16 protein-coding genes are annotated in these 16594 nt (G+C 73.0%); 7 read left to right on the top strand and 9 right to left on the bottom strand.

Annotated features, from left to right (window positions below; genetic code table 11):
- Positions 1-10 precede the first annotated feature (10 nt).
- Complete coding sequence (locus CXY01_RS17860) at positions 11-634, bottom strand: DUF4126 domain-containing protein (RefSeq protein ID WP_146930185.1); 624 nt, start codon at positions 632-634, stop codon at positions 11-13.
- A 237-nt stretch (positions 635-871) separates the two neighbouring features.
- On the opposite strand from CXY01_RS17860, the gene CXY01_RS17855 reads away from it, so the two are divergent.
- Positions 872-1528, top strand: a complete 657-nt coding sequence (locus tag CXY01_RS17855; RefSeq protein ID WP_146930182.1) for a hypothetical protein — start codon at positions 872-874, stop codon at positions 1526-1528.
- Here the strand turns inward: CXY01_RS17855 and CXY01_RS17850 are convergent.
- On the bottom strand, positions 1515-1973 hold the full coding sequence (locus tag CXY01_RS17850) for a VOC family protein (RefSeq protein WP_146930179.1): 459 nt from the start codon (positions 1971-1973) through the stop codon (positions 1515-1517). The genes CXY01_RS17855 and CXY01_RS17850 overlap by 14 nt on opposite strands.
- Before the next feature lie 77 nt (positions 1974-2050).
- Here CXY01_RS17850 and CXY01_RS17845 point away from each other — a divergent pair, with 77 nt between their 5' ends.
- The 5 genes from CXY01_RS17845 to CXY01_RS17825 all read left to right on the top strand — a co-directional run bounded on the left by CXY01_RS17845 (position 2051) and on the right by CXY01_RS17825 (position 7304).
- Complete coding sequence (locus CXY01_RS17845) at positions 2051-2380, top strand: hypothetical protein (protein WP_146930176.1); 330 nt, start codon at positions 2051-2053, stop codon at positions 2378-2380.
- Positions 2377-3846: a C2 family cysteine protease gene (locus CXY01_RS17840; protein ID WP_146930172.1), complete on the top strand. Its 1470-nt coding sequence runs from the start codon at positions 2377-2379 to the stop codon at positions 3844-3846. The genes CXY01_RS17845 and CXY01_RS17840 overlap by 4 nt, the downstream gene beginning before the upstream one ends.
- Positions 3843-4091, top strand: a complete 249-nt coding sequence (locus CXY01_RS17835) for a DUF6406 domain-containing protein (RefSeq protein WP_146930169.1) — start codon at positions 3843-3845, stop codon at positions 4089-4091. The genes CXY01_RS17840 and CXY01_RS17835 overlap by 4 nt, the downstream gene beginning before the upstream one ends.
- Positions 4088-4435, top strand: a complete 348-nt coding sequence (locus tag CXY01_RS17830; protein ID WP_146930166.1) for a hypothetical protein — start codon at positions 4088-4090, stop codon at positions 4433-4435. The genes CXY01_RS17835 and CXY01_RS17830 overlap by 4 nt, the downstream gene beginning before the upstream one ends.
- Positions 4436-4541: 106 nt before the next feature.
- Positions 4542-7304 carry a glycoside hydrolase family 3 N-terminal domain-containing protein gene (locus CXY01_RS17825; protein WP_146930163.1) on the top strand — a complete coding sequence of 921 codons (2763 nt, stop codon included), beginning with the start codon at positions 4542-4544 and terminating at the stop codon, positions 7302-7304.
- A gap of 4 nt (positions 7305-7308) precedes the next feature.
- Here the strand turns inward: CXY01_RS17825 and CXY01_RS17820 are convergent, their stop codons facing one another.
- From CXY01_RS17820 to CXY01_RS17810, 3 genes are read right to left on the bottom strand one after another with little or no spacing between them, the layout of a single operon-like run.
- Positions 7309-8214, bottom strand: coding sequence for an alpha/beta hydrolase (locus tag CXY01_RS17820; protein ID WP_146930160.1), 906 nt, complete (start codon positions 8212-8214; stop codon positions 7309-7311).
- A gap of 16 nt (positions 8215-8230) precedes the next feature.
- A complete protein-coding gene (locus CXY01_RS17815; RefSeq protein ID WP_307724408.1) occupies positions 8231-8869 on the bottom strand; it encodes a DapH/DapD/GlmU-related protein in 639 nt (212 codons plus the stop codon).
- A complete protein-coding gene (locus CXY01_RS17810) occupies positions 8866-9729 on the bottom strand; it encodes a helix-turn-helix transcriptional regulator (protein WP_146930157.1) in 864 nt (287 codons plus the stop codon). The genes CXY01_RS17815 and CXY01_RS17810 overlap by 4 nt, the downstream gene beginning before the upstream one ends.
- 138 nt (positions 9730-9867) lie before the next feature.
- On the opposite strand from CXY01_RS17810, the gene CXY01_RS17805 reads away from it, so the two are divergent.
- The gene (locus CXY01_RS17805) at positions 9868-10887 is read left to right on the top strand and encodes a zinc-dependent alcohol dehydrogenase family protein (RefSeq protein WP_146930154.1); all 1020 of its coding nucleotides are present in this window, start codon (positions 9868-9870) and stop codon (positions 10885-10887) included.
- Positions 10888-10896: 9 nt separating this feature from the next.
- Here CXY01_RS17805 and CXY01_RS17800 read toward each other — a convergent pair whose 3' ends face one another.
- The 4 genes from CXY01_RS17800 to CXY01_RS17785 form a co-directional block, all read right to left on the bottom strand.
- Entirely contained in the window at positions 10897-12555 is a 1659-nt protein-coding gene (locus tag CXY01_RS17800; protein WP_186813454.1) for an alpha/beta hydrolase, read from the bottom strand.
- A gap of 128 nt (positions 12556-12683) precedes the next feature.
- Entirely contained in the window at positions 12684-13391 is a 708-nt protein-coding gene (locus tag CXY01_RS17795; protein ID WP_146930148.1) for a VOC family protein, read from the bottom strand.
- A gap of 109 nt (positions 13392-13500) precedes the next feature.
- Positions 13501-14988: a glycoside hydrolase family 10 protein gene (locus tag CXY01_RS17790; RefSeq protein WP_146930145.1), complete on the bottom strand. Its 1488-nt coding sequence runs from the start codon at positions 14986-14988 to the stop codon at positions 13501-13503.
- Between the two features lie 103 nt (positions 14989-15091).
- Positions 15092-16594, bottom strand: a 1503-nt coding sequence (locus CXY01_RS17785; RefSeq protein WP_146930142.1) for a glycoside hydrolase family 43 protein, incomplete at its 5' end; no start/stop codon positions are given.

Here is a 16594-nt window from a genome sequence, read left to right as displayed (position 1 = left end):
GACGCAGCGCCTACGGGAGATCGACCGGGGGTGAACCCGACACCTCGCCGGCGGCCGTCTCGCCGCGACGGCGCCGGGCGCGGAAGCGGAGCCACACGACGACGAGCCCGATCAGCGCGACGAGGACCAGCAGCGGCGCCAGGATCGCCGCGAACGACAGCCCGACGCTCGTCGCGTCCTCGACGGTGCTCGCCACGGGTGCCCCTGCGCCGAGCGTCGCGACGTTGACGACGGGACGGACGGTGGCCTTGGCGCCGTGCACGACGAGTGCCAGGACGATCCCGACGACGATCGGCACCCATCGGCCGGACTCGACGAAGGCTGCGGGGTCCGTGACGACGGCGGTCTGCGAGCTGGAGCCCGCGCCGAACGCGATGCCACCCGCGACGGGCCGCACGACCGTCTGCACGACGTCGTTGACGGAGTCGACGCCGGGGACCTTGTCGGCGACGACCTCGAGCGCCAGCAGCACCGCCAGCACGGCCAGGACCCAGCCGTTCGCCAGCCACTCCCAGCCCGCGGGCGGGTTGATGAGATCCGTCCACCGCGCGAGCGCGCCGATGACCAGCAGCGGGATATAGGCGTTGAGACCGGCCGCGGTGGCCAGGCCTGTGCCGGTGAGCGCCTCGAGCATGCGGCCAGCATCCCATCGCGACCCGCACCGCTGCGTCGCTCCGGAGGCGCGGGACCGGCAGCCCCGGTTTGACACGGGAGCGCATGCTGGGAGGGTCGTCGGCCAATCCGAGTCGCTCCCCCCCTGAGCGGACCGTCTGCGATGAACGGCTACGTGCCGGATGTTCGCAGTCCGCCAGGAACGGTTCCATGCACACCCGTGCGTCGCGCACGCCCACCCTCTCCTCGCGGGGTCGTCGTGCGCTTCATCCCTGAGAGCCAGCGTGTGCTGGACGAGCTCAGGACCGAGGCCCCGGGCCTGGCCGACTCGCTGCTGCTGCGGGCGGCCCTCATCGTCCAGCTGGTGCCGTCGTGCGTCGCGGTGTGCCTACGCGTGCAGCCGGCCGGTCTGACGGTGGCCCTCGCTGACCCGAGTGTCGCCCTGGACCGGTCGGTCCCGCTGCGGCGCCCGGACGGCGAGGAGCCGGACGGCGGGGACGTGCTGTCCGAGGAGCGCTGGCAGCGTGAGCGCGCCGGTGACGCCGAGTCCCGGTGCGCCTCGAGCCTGGCCGTGGCGTTCCACGAGCACGACCACGAGCACGTCACGGGGCAGCTGACCGCCTACGCCACCGAGCCGGACGCGTTCTCGGCGCACGCCGACGTGATCCTCGCGCTGGTCGGTGCACCGGCGCAGACTGCGGTGCTGAACGACGACCTGCCGATGCGGAGCCTCGACGACGCCCGCGACGGTCCGGAACGCCTGGCGGAGACGAAGGCCGTGGAGCTGGCGGTCGGCTACCTGATGGCGCGGGACGGGATCGACGGCTACGTCGCTCGACGTGGGCTGGTGGCGGCAGCAGCACGCGCGGGCGTCACGGTCGGCGCGTACGCGAAGACCCTGGTCAGCGAGCACTGACCCCTGTCGGGTCGGAGCGCAGCGCCTGGGCGAGCATCACCAGGATGCCGCTCGGTCCGCGGACGTAGGTGAGCCTGTAGACGTCCTGGTACGTCGCCACGCCACGGAGCGGGAAGCAGCCGTGCCGGGCGGCGATCTCGAGGGCCTCGTCGAGGTCGTCGACCGAGAAGGCGACGCGGTGCATGCCGATCTCGTTCGGACGGGTGGGCTCGGTCTCGATGGCGTCCGGGTGGAGGTACTCGAAGAGCTCGAGCCGGCCGTGGCCGTCGGGCGTCTGGAGCATCGCGATCTTCGCGTGGTTGCCGTCGAGGCCGACAGCGGTGTCGGTCCACTCACCGCTGACCGTGTCGCGGCCGACGACCGTGAGGCCGAGGTCGGTGAAGAAGGCGATCGTCGCCTCGAGGTCGCGGACGGCGATGCCGACGTTCTCGAGCGTGATGGTCATCGATCGATGCTAGCGAGCAGGCCGCGGCTCCCCGGTAAGGTGACCGGCACCGCGCAGCGCTGACGAGGGAGATCGCCATGTTGCCCCTCACCGACGGGGAGAGTGCAGCGTCGTTGCGCCGGCGCGCGTCCGCGCTGCGTGATGCGGCGGACCGGGGTCGGCGCATCGCGGGCTCGCTCGGGACGCGCCTGGACGCCGACGTCGAGACCGCCCGGTCGGCCGGCCTCTGGTACGGCACCTACGCCCGGGACACGACGGCCGTCCTCGAGGAGCAGCGCGACGCGCTCCAGCGGATGGCCGAGGACCTGGTGGCGGACACGGGCTCCTGGATCACCGAGGCGCAGCGCCTGGAGGACCTCGCCGACGAGGTGGAGCGCGCGGCGGCCGCGCCGGCGGGAGCCGTATGAGCTACACCGGGTTCGACGTCGAACGCCTGCGGACGTTCGCCGTCCACCTGCGCCGGACGGGGTCGAGCGTCGGCGACCTCCGCCGCGACGTCGCAGCGGTCCTCGACGACGCCGAGAGGGCGCTGCGCGGCCGGCCCGCCACCAGCAGCCCGGCGCTGCGTCGGACGCAGGGCTTCCTCCCGTGGGGGCTGCCGTCGTCGCTGGCCTGGTCGCTGCCGGAGGTGGCCGGCAGCATCGAGCGCAGGTGCGACCACCTCGAGGCCTGCCGGGTCCTGTTCGAGGACGGGCACCACGTGCACGCCCACCTCGCGTTCGAGGACGCCCCGCCGCCCGACGCGACCACCGTCCAGGACGCGCTCGACGCGCTCCGTGGGCTCGCCGACCTGGACGCGGGCATCAACGGCAACCGTGACGACCTCCGTCGGATCGCCGACCTGCTCGCCGGCCTCACGGCAGCCGAGCTCGACCTGTTCCTGGACGACGCCTCCGCCGACGACCTCCGGGCCTTCGGCGACGCCGTCGCGGACACCTCCGACTCCGGGTGGTCGCCGTTCGACCACAACGGCCTCCCCGTGGGAGAGCGCATCGCCCTGGCCAGCACGCTGCTGTCCCTCGCCGGGCCGACGCACCTGGACGACGTGGCGTCCGCCTTCCCGTGGATGACGCCGGGCTTCGACACCACCGACGTCTTCCTGGACGGCGCCAACCCGCAGACCGGCGAGGACGCGAGCGGCATCACGTACGGGGTCCCCGAGGGTCCGCTGTTCGCCGACGGGGTGTCCAGCACGGACGTCTACCAGGGGCGGTTGGGCGACTGCTGGTTCATCGCCAGCCTGGCGGCGTCGACGCAGATGGATCCTGACCTCATCGCCCGCAACATCCGGGAGAACCCCAACGGCACCATCTCCGTGCGGCTCTGGGACCGCGACGGGACGGAGCGCTGGGTGACGATGACGCGCGAGCTCCCGCTGGCCGACGACGGCACGCCGCTCGGTGCGCACGGCGACGGCGAGCTGTGGCCGGCCTACTACGAGAAGGCGTTCGCGCTGCTCTACGAGGGAGACAAGGGCGGCGCCCCCGACGGGAAGGACGGCGACCCGCTCTACGACCGGTCCGAGCAGGGCACGTACGGCGCGCTGGAGTGGGACTGGACCGAGAAGGCGCCCCCGTACGTCTCCGGGAACGAGTCCCGTGGGCTCGACGTGAGCTTCGAGGACGTGCAGAGCGCCTTCGACTCCGGCTCGCCGGTCATCGTGGCGTCCTCCGACGACAAGGACGACGTGCCGGAGCACCTGCAGGCCGGGTACTTCGGGCGGCACGTCTACTACGTCACCGAGATCACCGACGACCACGTCCTGCTGGCCAACCCCTGGGGCGACGACTACGAGCCGCTGCGGCTCACCCCGGCCGAGTTCGAGGCGCACTTCGACTCTCCCCAGGCCATCGACCTGGGAGGCACCCCGTGACCCGGCTGACCGTCCGCCCCGGCATCCCGTACCGGCTCGGCGAGGGCGACGCGGCAGTCGCTCTGGCGCTCAAGGAGGTCAGCGACGACCCACCCGTCGCCACCGTCGGCGTGGTGCGGAACCGTCGCACGGTCGAGCACGAGCTCCGCCTCGGCGACCACGTCGAGCTCGCCGGGCTCGCCTGGACGGTGGTGCGCGTCGAGGCGTCGCCCCGCCCCCGCGTCGACCTCGAGGCGGCGACGTGAGAGCGCGACAGGTCGTGCCGGTGGCAGCGGTGTGCCTCCTCGTCCTGGCCGGGTGCACCGAGCCGACCGACCCCCCGGACTGCGTGGGCGAGGTGCACGAGGCCGCCGAGCGCATCGCGGTGATGGTCCCGACACCGCTGTCGGGCGGCGGGCGAGCCGTCGCGGCCGAGGTGGACATGGCCGCCTCCCCGCCGACGGCCGACCTCAGCGTGACGGCGCCGTCCCTCGAGGAGCCGCTGCGGGAGGACGTCTCGGTGGGCACGACCTTCGACGCGGAGGGCACCACGTACGAGGTCGTGCGGGTGTGTGAGGCCGGGGTGGACGTGCTGCCGAGCACGGACTGAGGTCTGCGAAACGATTCCGTCCTGGTGGCGCCGGCGCGCGCGCCGGATCATCGGTGCAGCCGCGGCCCGACGACGGGCCGGACCGGCCCGACGAAGGAGTCGCTCGATGTCTCGCTCTGCGCTGCCCGACGCACCCGCCGGCACCGGACGGCGGCGCCGACGTGGGACGTCGATGGCGCTCGCGGTCGCGCTGACGGCCTCCGGGCTGGGTGTCGCGCTCGCCGGCTCGCCGGCGCAGGCCTCCGGTGCGCCCTACCAGGACGCGACGCTGCCGACGGCGACGCGTGTCGCGGACCTGCTCGGCCGGATGACGCTCGACGAGAAGATCGGCCAGATGACGCAGGCCGAGCGTGCGGTGGTGAGCCCGTCGGACATGACGACGTACCGGCTGGGGTCGGTGCTCTCGGGCGGGGGCTCGGCACCGTCGTCCAACACCACGGCGGGCTGGGCGGACCTCTACGACGGCCTCCAGCGCGGGGCGATGGCGACGCCGCTGCAGATCCCGATGCTGTACGGGATCGACGCCGTGCACGGCAACAACAACGCGCTCGGCGCGACGATCTACCCGCACAACATCGGGCTGGGCGCGACGCGCGACTCGGCGCTCGTGCAGGACATCGGCCGGGCCGTCGCGGAGGAGGTCTCCGCCACGGGCGTGGACTGGACGTTCGCGCCCTGCCTGTGCGTGGCGCGCGACGACCGGTGGGGGCGCACGTACGAGTCGTTCGGCGAGGACCCGGCGATCCCGTCGTCGATGGCGACGATGGTCACCGGCTTCCAGGGCGAGCGGCTCGGCGGACCGGCCTCCGTGCTGGCGACGGCCAAGCACTACCTGGGCGACGGCGGCACGGCGCTCGGCGACGACCAGGGTGACGTGCGGGCCACCGAGGCGGAGCTCCGGGCGATCCACCTTCCGCCGTTCCGGGCCGCGATCGACAAGGGCGTCGGCTCGGTGATGGTGTCCTACAGCAGCTGGAACGGCGTCAAGATGCACGGCAACCGCTACCTGCTGACGGACGTGCTCAAGGGTGAGCTCGGGTTCGACGGCATCGTGGTGTCCGACTGGGCGGCGATCGACCAGCTCGACGGCGCCCGCGGCTTCACCGCCCAGGAGGTCGTGACGTCGGTGAACGCCGGCATCGACATGGTGATGGTGCCCAACGAGTACAGGACGTTCCTGACGTACCTGCGGCAGGGGGTGCAGAACGGTGCCATCCCGACGGCGCGCGTCGACGACGCCGTCAGCCGGATCCTCACGCAGAAGTTCGACCTCGGGCTGTTCGAGCGGCCGTACGCCGACCGCTCGTACGCCTCGACGGTCGGCAGCGCGGCGCACCGGACGCTCGCCCGGACGGCGGTGCAGAAGTCGCAGGTGATCCTGAAGAACACGGGCGTCCTGCCCCTGGCGACGACCGGCGGCAAGGTCTGCGTCGCCGGCAGGAACGCGAACGACATCGGCAACCAGAGCGGCGGCTGGACCCTGAGCTGGCAGGGTGCGAGCGGCGCGACCGTGCCGGGCACGACGATCCTGCAGGGCATCCAGCAGGTCCTGGCCGGCGGTCGGACGACGACGTTCGCCGCGGACGCGAGCAACGTCGACGCGTCCTGCTCGGTGGCCGTCGCCGTCATCGGCGAGACGCCGTACGCCGAGGGCCAGGGCGACCGGCCGAGCGGTCTCTCGCTCGACGCCACCGACACGGCGGCGCTCCAGCGCATCCGGACCTCGGGTGTCCCGACGGTCGCCGTGCTGGTCTCCGGGCGGCCCCTCGACATCTCGGGGGTGCTGCCGTGGGTCAGCGCGTTCGACGCCGCGTGGCTGCCGGGCAGCGAGGGTGCGGGCGTCGCGGACGTGCTGTTCGGCACGGTGGCGCCGACAGGGAAGCTGCCGGTCACGTGGCCGGCCTCCGCGACGCAGCAGCCCGTCAATGCCGGCGACGGGCAGACGCCGCTCTTCCCGCTCGGCGCCGGCCTGACGTGGTCGACCGGCGGGGGTGACGTGACGGCCCCCTCGGCACCGACCGGGCTGACCGTCTCCGGCACCACGACGACGACCGCGTCGCTGGCGTGGACGGCGTCGACCGACGCGGTGGGCGTGACCGGCTACGACGTGCTGCGCGGCGGCACGCTCGTCGGCACCACCGCCGGCACGACGTTCACCGACACCGGCCTCGCACCGGGCACCGCGTACTCCTACGCGGTCCGCGCGCGGGACGCGGCGGGCAACGTGTCGTCGACCTCGGCGACCGCGACCGCGACGACCGCCTCGGCGCCGGTCGACACGACCGCGCCCACGGTCCCGGCAGGGCTCACCGCCGGCACGACGACGACCACGTCGGTCCCGCTCTCCTGGGCGGCCGCGACGGACGACGTCGGGGTGACGGGCTACGACGTCTACCGCGGCACCACCCGGGTCGCGACGGCGACCGGCACCAGGTACACCGACACGGGCCTCGCGGCGTCGACCGCGTACTCGTACACGGTCCGCGCGCGGGACGCTGCCGGCAACGTCTCGGCGGCGTCCGCCGCGGTGACGGCGACGACGCAGCCGGGGTCCACGGGCACGGCGACGGCGTGCACGGCGACCTGGCGCACGGACAACAGCTGGGGCAGCGGGTTCACGGCGACGGTCACGGTGCGGTCCACCGGGACGGCTCCGTTGCGCGGCTGGCAGGTCACGTGGGCCTGGCCCGCCGGTGCGCAGCTGGCCAACGGCTGGAACGCCGCCTTCACCCGCAGCGGCGGCACGCAGACGGCGGCGAACCAGCCCTACAACGGCTCGCTCGCACCGTCGGCCTCGACGTCGTTCGGGCTGCACGGCACGACCACGTCGGGAGCCCCGGCTCCCGTGCTCACCTGCGTCGGCAGCTGAGGCGTCAGGGCTCGACCGCGGACGCCAACCAGGACTGGGCACGGGAGACGACGGCCTGCGCGACGTCGGTGCCGTGCGCCCAGTTCTCGAAGCCGTGCGGAGCGCCGGGGACCACGTCGGCGGTCACCGGCACACCGGCCGCCTCGAGCGCGTCCGCGTACGCGGCGTCCTCCGTCGCGAAGAGCTCGATGTCGCCGTAGGCGAGATAGGTGGGCGGGAGCCCGGTCAGGTCCGTGCGCCGGGCCGGGACGGCGTAGGGCGGGGGTGAGGCGAGACCTGGCTCGGCGCCCAGGTAGCCGCTCCACCCCTCGCGGTTGGCGCGGTTGTCCCAGACGAAGTGCGCGTCGGCGTCGAGCTCGCGCCGGGCCGCGGTGCGGTCGTCGAGCATGGGCGCGAACAGCCACTGGGCAACCGGCTGGGTGCCTCCCTCGTCGTGGACGCGGTGCACGAGCGCCGCCGCGAGCCCGGCGCCCGCGCTCTCGCCACCGATCGCGATCCGGCGCGGGTCCACGCCGTGCTCCTCGGCGTGCTCGAGGAACCACCGCCAGCCCGCGCGGACGTCGTCGTGCGCAGCCGGGAACGGGTGCTCGGGTGCGAAGCGGTAGTTGACCGAGACGATCACGACGCCGAGCCGTTCGACCGTGGACAGGCACAGCGCCTCGTCCTGGCGCGCGTCGCCGAACAGCAGGCCACCACCGTGGATCCACAGCAGGCCCGCCCCGCTGCGCGCACCGACCGGCGCGTAGACCCGGAGCCGCACGGACCCGGCACGGCTCGTCGTCACGGTGACGTGCTCCGAGCGGGGGACCCGCATCAGCCGCACCGCCGCACGGACGAACCAGCGGGGCAGCGTCACCTGCGCCCGGCGCATCGGCTCGCGCAGCTCGGGCAGCACCCGGTCGATCTCCATCACGTCTCCACGCCGGTCAGGTCGGGCAGGGCGTGCTCATCATGCCGCGGCGGCGACCGGCCGCCGCGATTACCCGTGTGCCGCGTCGAACCCCGTGCTGCGGATCAGCCGGGCCGGGACGCCCGCCACGAGTCGCGTCGGCGGGCACGTTCGCGGTGACGACCGCGCCGGCACCGACGATGGCGCCGTCGCCGATGGTCACGCCGGGCACGACGGTGACGTTCGCCCCGAGCCAGACCTTGCGGCCGATGACGACGGGTGCGGGCAGCATGTCGGCGCGGTGGGCGGGATCGACGGCGTGGTTCAGGGTCACCACCGTGCTGCCGTGACCGATGAGCGTGCCGTCGCCGATCGTGATGCCGCCGGCGTCCTGGAACGTGCAGCCCATGTTGATGAAGACGTCCTCGCCGAGCGTGAGGTTCTTGCCGAACTCGCAGTGGAACGGCGGGAAGACCGCCACGGACTCCGGCACCGTCCGGCCGGTCAGCCGCGAGAGCAGCGCCCGCACCTCCTCCGGCGTGCGGTAGCCCGTGTTGAGCTCGGCGGTGATCTGCAGCGCGTCCTGGGCGGCCTGGTGCAGGAAGGCGTGCTCCGCGGAGCCACCCACCAGGACGGCACCGGTCCGCACGTGCGCCAGGAAGTCCTCGAGGTTCATCGGACGGCGCTCTCGGCGGCCCACGACGCGAGCAGGCGCAGCCGCTCGGCCGACGGGGAGCCCGGCTCGGCGGTGTACACGAGCAGCACCTGGCCGGGCTCGGCCGTGATGGCGAGCTCTTCGTAGGCGAGGGTCAGCTCCCCGACCACCGGGTGGTGGAACCGCTTGGTCCCGGATCCATGGGTGCGGACGTCGTGCGCACCCCACAGCCGGCGGAAGGTCTCGCTGCGCGTCGACAGCTCTCCGACGAGGTCCTGCAGCCCCTTGTCGTGGGGGTCGCGGCCGGCCTCGGACCGCATGATCGCGACGCACATCTCGGCGAACAGGTCCCAGTCGGGGTAGAAGTCGCGTGACGCCGGGTCGAGGAACTGGAACCGGGCCAGGTTCGGGGTGCGGCCGCCGTCGCCGATGACCGGCGAGTAGAAGGCCCGGCCGAGCGCGTTGACCGCCAGCAGGTCCTGACGCTGGTCGCGCACGAAGGCGACCCCGTCGGTGATCGCCGACAGCGCCCACTGCAGGCTGGGCCGGGGCGTCGAGGAGCGGGTCACGCGGCGGCGCGGCCGGCCCGAGGACGGGATGCCGTCCGCCGCGCGCGCGAGGTCGAACAGGTGCGCACGCTCGGTGTCGTCGAGCTGCAGCGCCCGCGCGACCGAGTCCAGGACCGACGCCGACGCCCCGCCGATCGCGCCCCGCTCGAGCTTGGCGTAGTACTCGACGCTCACGCCCGCCAGGACCGCGACCTCGCTGCGGCGCAGGCCGGGGACCCGGCGGTTGGCGCCGCCGATGACGCCGGCCGCGTCGGGGCTCACCTTGGCGCGCCGCGACATGAGGAACTCGCGCACGTCCGCTCGGTTGTCCATGCTCCCGACGGTAGGCCCGGTGGCGTCGGCGAGGGAGTCCGTGCGGAGAGGTGCACTGCCGGTACACCCCTCGGCAGGGACTCCTCGCCGCGCTCGCGGTCCGGTTCCCTGGTGGCACACCGACAGAGAGGCACCACCATGCGCGCAGTCGTCATGTACGCCCCGGGCGACGTCCGGGTCGACCAGACCGAGCGGCCGACCATCGTCGAGCCGACCGACGCGATCATCCGGCTCGCCGCGACCTGCATCTGCGGCTCCGACCTGTGGCCGTACCGCGGTGACGACGAGGTCGACCACCAGCCGATGGGCCACGAGTACGTCGGCGTCGTCGAGGAGATCGGCTCGCAGGTCACCAGCCTCACGGTCGGCGACTTCGTGGTCGGCACGTTCTTCTCCTCCGACAACACCTGCGAGATCTGCCGGGCCGGCTACCAGACGCACTGCGTGCACCGCGGACCGGGTGCGGTGCCCGGCGCCCAGGCCGAGTACGCGCGCATCCCGCACGCCGACGGCACGCTCGTCGCGACCCCCGGCATGCCCGACGACGACCTGGTCCCCTCGCTCCTGGCCGCCTCCGACGTGCTCGGCACCGGCTGGTTCGCCGCGGTCGCGGCCGAGGTCGGCCCGGGCAAGACGGTGGCCGTGGTCGGCGACGGCGCGGTCGGCCTGCTCGGGGTGCTCGCGGCCAGGCAGCTCGGGGCCGAGCGGATCATCGCCATGTCCCGGCACGCCGACCGCCAGGCGCTCGCCCGGGAGTTCGGAGCCACCGACATCGTCGAGGAGCGTGGCGACGAGGGCGTGGCCCGCATCAAGGAGCTCACCGGCGGGCTCGGCGCGCACAGCACGATCGAGGCCGTCGGCACCCAGGAGTCGATGATGCAGGCCATCCGCGCGACCCGCGCCGGCGGTCACGTCGGGTACGTCGGCGTCGCCCACGACGTGTCGCTGCCCGGTGAGGAGCTGTTCTTCTCCGGCGTCCACCTGCATGGCGGACCGGCACCGGTGCGTCGCTTCCTGCCCGACCTCATCCAGCTGATCTGGGACCGCGAGATCGACCCGGGCAGGGTCTTCGACCTCACGCTGCCGCTCGACCAGGCCGCGGAGGGCTACCGGGCCATGGACGAGCGCCGCGCGATCAAGGTGCTGCTCACCGTGTGAGCCGGTCCGTCACCAGAACGGCAGCCCCGGCGGGACGTCGATCCGCGGGGCGACGCGGGCGCCCGGCGCCGTAGCGAACGGCACCGCGTCGGGCGCGCAGACCGTGCCGTCGGCGGGCGGTGCACCGGTCACCAGGTAGGTCGCGATGTGCTCGTCGACGCACACGCTCTTGCCCAGCGCGGTGTGGCCCCAGCCGTCGAGCGTGAGCAGGTGCCCGGCGGGGAAGAGGTCGCGGTACGGCTGGGTCTGCTGGTACGGCGTCGCCGGGTCGAAACGGGTGCCGACGACGAGCACCGGTGCGGTCGTGGTCTGCTGCCACGGCCCGGTGAACGCGTCGTGGTCCTGGATCGGCCACGTCTCGCAGGGCAGCGCGACCCAGCCGCGGAACCGGCCGAAGTACGGCGCGGTCTGGTCGTACGCGTCGATCAGGCGCGGGTAGCGGTCGACCCGGCCGTTCGACGCGGTGTCCACGCAGAGACTCGCGAGACCGCCGCCGATGGACGGGTAGTCCTCGCCGCGCAGGCGCGCGCCCAGCGCGGACCGGGTGCCGGCGCCCGCGGACGCCACCGCGGCGGGGTCCGGGACCGGCGCCGCGAGCGCCGCGATGAGGGCCGCGAGGTCCGGCCACAGCGACGGCGAGTAGAGCGACTGGAACGTCGACGCGACCGCGACCTGCTGCGTCACCAGCACGGAGGTGCCGTCGGGCAGCGGGACCTCGACCGGCTGCGTCGCCAGCCGGTCGAACGTCTCGTAGGCGACCGTCGCCGGGTCGCCGAGCGCGGCCAGCGGGCACGTCGCCGGCCCGGCCTCGGCGCACAGGCGCGTGAACTCCCCGAACGTCTCGTGCGCTCCGAGGCCCTGGCGGATGCGGATGCCGAGCGGGACCGAGGGTGCGGCGTCGCCCGCCCCGGTGCCGGTCCAGGCGACCGGGTCGACCGTCGCGTCCAGCAGGAACCGGCCGACCCGCTCCGGGAACAGCCGCGCGTACGTCGCGCCGAGGAAGGTGCCGTAGCTGTAGCCCGCGTAGTACAGCTCCTCGTCGCCGACTGCCTGGCGCAGCAGATCCATGTCCCGGGCGACGTTCGCGGTCGACGCTGTCGCGAACCGCACCGGGGACGTCACCTGGCAGCGGGTCGCCAGCGCGAGGGACTCGAGCGTGTAGCGGACCTCCTCGCGCGGCGTGATCGGGTACGCCTGCGCGAGCAGCGGCGACGACGCCTCGTCCTCGGCGGTGCGGAAGCACGTCGCGGGGTCGGAGCCGGCGACCGCGCGCGGGTCGAACCCGAGCACGTCGAAGCGTGCGAGGACGTCCGGGTGGTAGATGTACGGGCCCGCCTGCTGGACGAACTCGACGCCGCTGCCGCCCGGGCCGCCGGGGTTGGTGAACAGCGTGCCGACGCGCTCCGCGGGGTCGCCGCTGGCGGGCAGCAGCGTCAGCGCGATCGTCGTCGTCGCGCCGTTCGGGCGGTCGTAGTCCCTCGGGACCTCGGCGCTCGTGCAGAGGAACGGCTCGAGTCCTGGGCCGCACGGCTGCCAGTCCAGCACCGGTACGGGTGCGTCGACCTGGGCGGGCGCGCCGGCGGCGAGCGCGGGGGGTGCCGCGAGCGTCGTCGCGAGCAGGGCGGTGGTCAGGAGGGCGAGCCCCCCGGTCCGGCGAAGGGCGGTCATCGTGGCTCCCCGGGCGTCGTCGGTCGAGGCCTCCACCATGCCAAGGGCGCGGGTCTCGTGCTACCCGGTTCCCGGGGGGTGGACCGGCCGTGTCTGACGGCGTGGGCCCTCGCGCGTCCGCTGGCGGCCTACCGGGAAGGACGCAGGGAGAACTCGTTGCCGTCGGGATCGGCCAGCTCCACTGCACCGGGCTCGGCGCCGGCGAGGCGTGCGGCGCCGAGGCGGACCAGGCGGTCGACCTCGTCCGGCAGGTCGTCCGCCTGCACCGCGAGCTCGAACCGCTGACGGTTCCTCCCGTGCCTCGGTGGCACGGGCGGACCGTCCCACGAGACCTTGGTCCCGCCGCGGGGAGACTGGACGGCGGTCTCCGCACCGTTGTCCCACACCAGCGGCCAGCCGAGCGTGGCGGCCCAGAACAGGCCGACCGCCCGGCTCCCGGCGCAGGTCACCTCGCCCAGAGCGCCGCACCCGGCGAGGAAGGCGGTGCCGGGTTCGATGACGCAGAGCGCGTACCCCTCGGGGTCGGCCAGCACCACGTGCCCCTCGTCGGGACGCTGGCCGACGTCGAGGTGGCGCGCGCCGAGATCGAGCGCCCTGTCCACCGTGTGCTGCTGGTCGGCCGGGTCGGTGCTGGTGAGGTGCAGGTGCATCCGGTCCGGTCCCACCCGTGCCGACGTGCTCGCGACGAACCGCAGGCCGAGCTGGGTCGCGGAGCCGGGCACCAGGACGCCGTGGGAGTCCTCGACGGACGTCCGCCCGAGCAGGTCGGCCCAGAAGCGCGCCAGGCGTGCGGGGTCGTGCGCCTCGACGACGAGGGCCACCAGCCGGCTGGTCATGCTCGGACGCTAGGCCGCCCCCCGCCACGAGGACACGCTCTTTTCGACGACAGCGCGAAGGCGGGGCGCCAGGACCGGCGCCCCGCCCCGCCTCAGCCGAGCCGGTGGGTCAGCCCACGCGGACGAGCTGCCACTGCTGGTTGGCGCCGTTCCAGTCGGAGTACTGGACGATGTTGCCGCCGTCGGCGGTGGACGCACCCTGCACCTCGACCGCCTTGCCGCTGTTGCGGCTGATCAGCTGCACGTAGCTGTCGATGGTCTGGATGCTGAACTGCTGGTTGGCGGAGTTGGCGTCGGGCCACTGGATGAGCGCGGCACCGTCCGCCGTGGAGCGGCTGGTCACGTCGAGCACTTTGCCGGACAGGCGCGACTTCAGCCGGTAGTAGCCGTCGCCGGAGCTGACGAACTGCCACTGCTGCTGGGCACCGTCGTTGCGGGACCACTGCGTGATCCGCGCGCCGTCCGCGGTGGACAGGTTGTAGACGTCGAGCGCCTTGCCGCTGTTCCGGTTGACCAGCACGTACCAGGCGCCCGTGTCGATGGAGCCGTTGCCGCCACCGCCGTTGCCGCCGCCCGCGTTGAGCGCGTTCAGCACCGAGGTGTAGGCCGCCTTCTTGTTGCCGGACGCGTCGAAGAGCAGCGGGTTGGCCCCGGTGCGCCAGGAGTCGCTGTCCCGCACGCCCCACACGGTGATGCCGTTGCAGCGCGCGATCGCGAGGCAGGCGTTGGTCACGGCCGCGTACATGTTCGCCTGGTTGCCGCCCTGCTGGATGTCCAGCTCGGTGATCTGCACGTCGACGCCGAGGTCGGCGAAGCGCTGCAGGTTGGCCTGGAAGTCCCCGGGCATGCTGGTGCCGAGGTGCGCCTGGAAGCCGACGCAGTCGATCGGCACACCACGGGACTTGAAGTCGCGGACCATGTTGTAGACGCCCGTGGACTTCGCGTTGATGCCGTCCGTGTTGTAGTCGTTGTAGCAGAGCTTGGCGCCCGGGTCCGCGGCGCGGGCGGCGCGGAACGCGGCCTCGATCCAGTCGTTGCCGGTGCGCTGCAGGCTGGAGTCGCGACGGCTGCCGCGGCCGTCGTCGGCGAAGGCCTCGTTGACCACGTCCCAGGAGTGGATCTTGCCGCGGTAGTAGGTGGCCACCTTGGTCACGTGGTTGATCGCGGCGTTGCGCAGCGCGGTGCCGGACAGGTTCTGCGCCCAGCCGGGCATCTGCGCGTGCCACAGGAGGGCGTGACCGCGGACCTGCTTGCCGTTGCTGCGGGCCCAGTTGGCGATCTGGTCGCCGCGGCCGTAGCTGAACGAGTTCTGCGACGGCTCCGTCGCGTCCCACTTCATCTCGTTCTCCGCCGTGATCATGTTGAACTCGCGGTTGGCGATCCCGATGTAGGTCGAGTCGCTCATCCTGCCGGCCGCGATCGCGGTGCCGAAGTAGCGGCCCTTCTCGGCCGCCGACGCGCCGAGCGTCGAGGCCGCCTGGGCCGGGTTCGCCAGCGCGACGAGCATGGTCAGCACCAGGCCGGCCGTGGCGGCGAGCGCTGCGGTGCGGCGTCCCCATCCGTGCCGGGTGAGCTGTTCGGGCGTCGTTCGCATCATGTCTCGCTCTCTGTGGAGACGGCACGCGGGCACGCGTGACGTCGTCGGGTGATCGAGGCGATCGCCCCGGTCAGGGGTTTGACCAGGTCTCAGGGGTGAGGTGTCAGGGGGTGGTCAGGTCGAAGCTGCGGACCGTGACGGCTCCGCCGAGCGCCTGCGTGGCGTAGTTGAAGATCCCGAACCGGTAGCCCATGAAGAACTCCCACGCGTTGTTCAGGGTGAACGCGGGTCCGAGCGGGAGGAACGTGGTCCCGTCGGTGCTGTACGAGAAGGTCGCCGTCCGGCCCGAGCCGGGACGGATGTCGGCCGTCGCGCGCAACCAGATCCGCCCGCCCGACACGGCGGCCGATGCGCGCTCCACCCCGGTGCCGGTGGTGGCCCACGAGCTGTTCATCGAGAGCCCGTCGGTCATCACCACGCGGGTGGACCCGTTGGTCCTCACCACGCCGATCCACGCCGACGACTGCCGCAGCATCGCGAGCCCGGACCGGTCGCCGTTGGCCATCGCCGAGTAGTCGAGCTCGACGGTGGCCGTCGACGACGGACCCTGGATGCGGTGGGTGAGCGTGTTCCGCGCGCTGTACAGGTCGGTGGTGACCGTGGCGGTCTGGAGCCGGAGCCCGTTGCTGACGCTGAACCGGCTGGTGTCCGGGTTGTGGTTCCACTCCCACCGGTGGCCCAGCGTGGGACCGGCGAACGTGTCCCGGCCGATCATCGACGCGACGGTCTTGGTGGTCGTGATGTTCGGCCGGTTGTACGTGGTGCCCCAGCGACCGTTGACCGTCTGCAGGGTCGGCCAGCCGTCGGCGGTCCAGCTGATCGGTGCGAGCGTCGGCATCCGGCCGCCCGGGTAGGCGTCGGTGAACGCCATGTACCACCAGTCGCCCGCCTGCGTCTGGACCAGGCCACCCTGGTGCGGCACCCCCCCGCCGGAGATCGGGCCGGGCAGGTTGAGCAGCACCTCCCGCATCTCGTACGGGCCGAAGGGAGAGCTGGACCGCAGGACGTACTGGCCGTTTGCCGGCCGCGTGAGCCAGATGTAGTAGTAGCCGTTGCGCTTGTAGAACCGGGCGCCCTCGAGCGTGCCGACGCTCGACGGCGTCTGGAACACCTGCTGCGCCCGCACCTGCGCGGTGCCGTCGGCGTTGAGCTGCGCGACGCTGATCGTGCCGTTGCCGTACGCGACGTACATGGTGTCGTTGTCGTCGATCAGCAGGCCCGCGTCGTAGTAGCAGCCGTTGATCCGGGCCTTCTTGGTCCACGTGGCGTCCACGGCCGGCGCGGTGTAGACGTACGTCCGGTTGAACTCCGTGCAGCCGAGCCAGTAGTAGGTGCTGTTGCTCTTCCGGTAGCCCAGCGTCGACGCCCAGATGCCCTTGACGTACTTGCGGCCGCCCGTGAGGTCGTAGCCGCTGTCGTCGAAGTCGAGGCGCGGCACCGAGTGCCCCGCGTACTCCCAGCTCACCAGGTCGTACGAGCGCAGGATCGGCGCACCGGGCGAGTAGTGCATGGTCGACGCCGAGTAGTAGTACGCGTCACCGACGCGGATGATGTCGCCGTCCGCGAAGTCCTGCCAGACCACGGGGTTGGTGAAGGTGCCGGTGGG

The sequence above is a fragment of the Cellulomonas xylanilytica genome (genome assembly GCF_007989805.1).
In the GTDB taxonomy this organism is placed as follows: domain Bacteria; phylum Actinomycetota; class Actinomycetes; order Actinomycetales; family Cellulomonadaceae; genus Cellulomonas; species Cellulomonas xylanilytica.
Note: the sequence above shows the minus strand (reverse complement) of the source record. Positions and strands in the feature narration are given on the sequence as shown.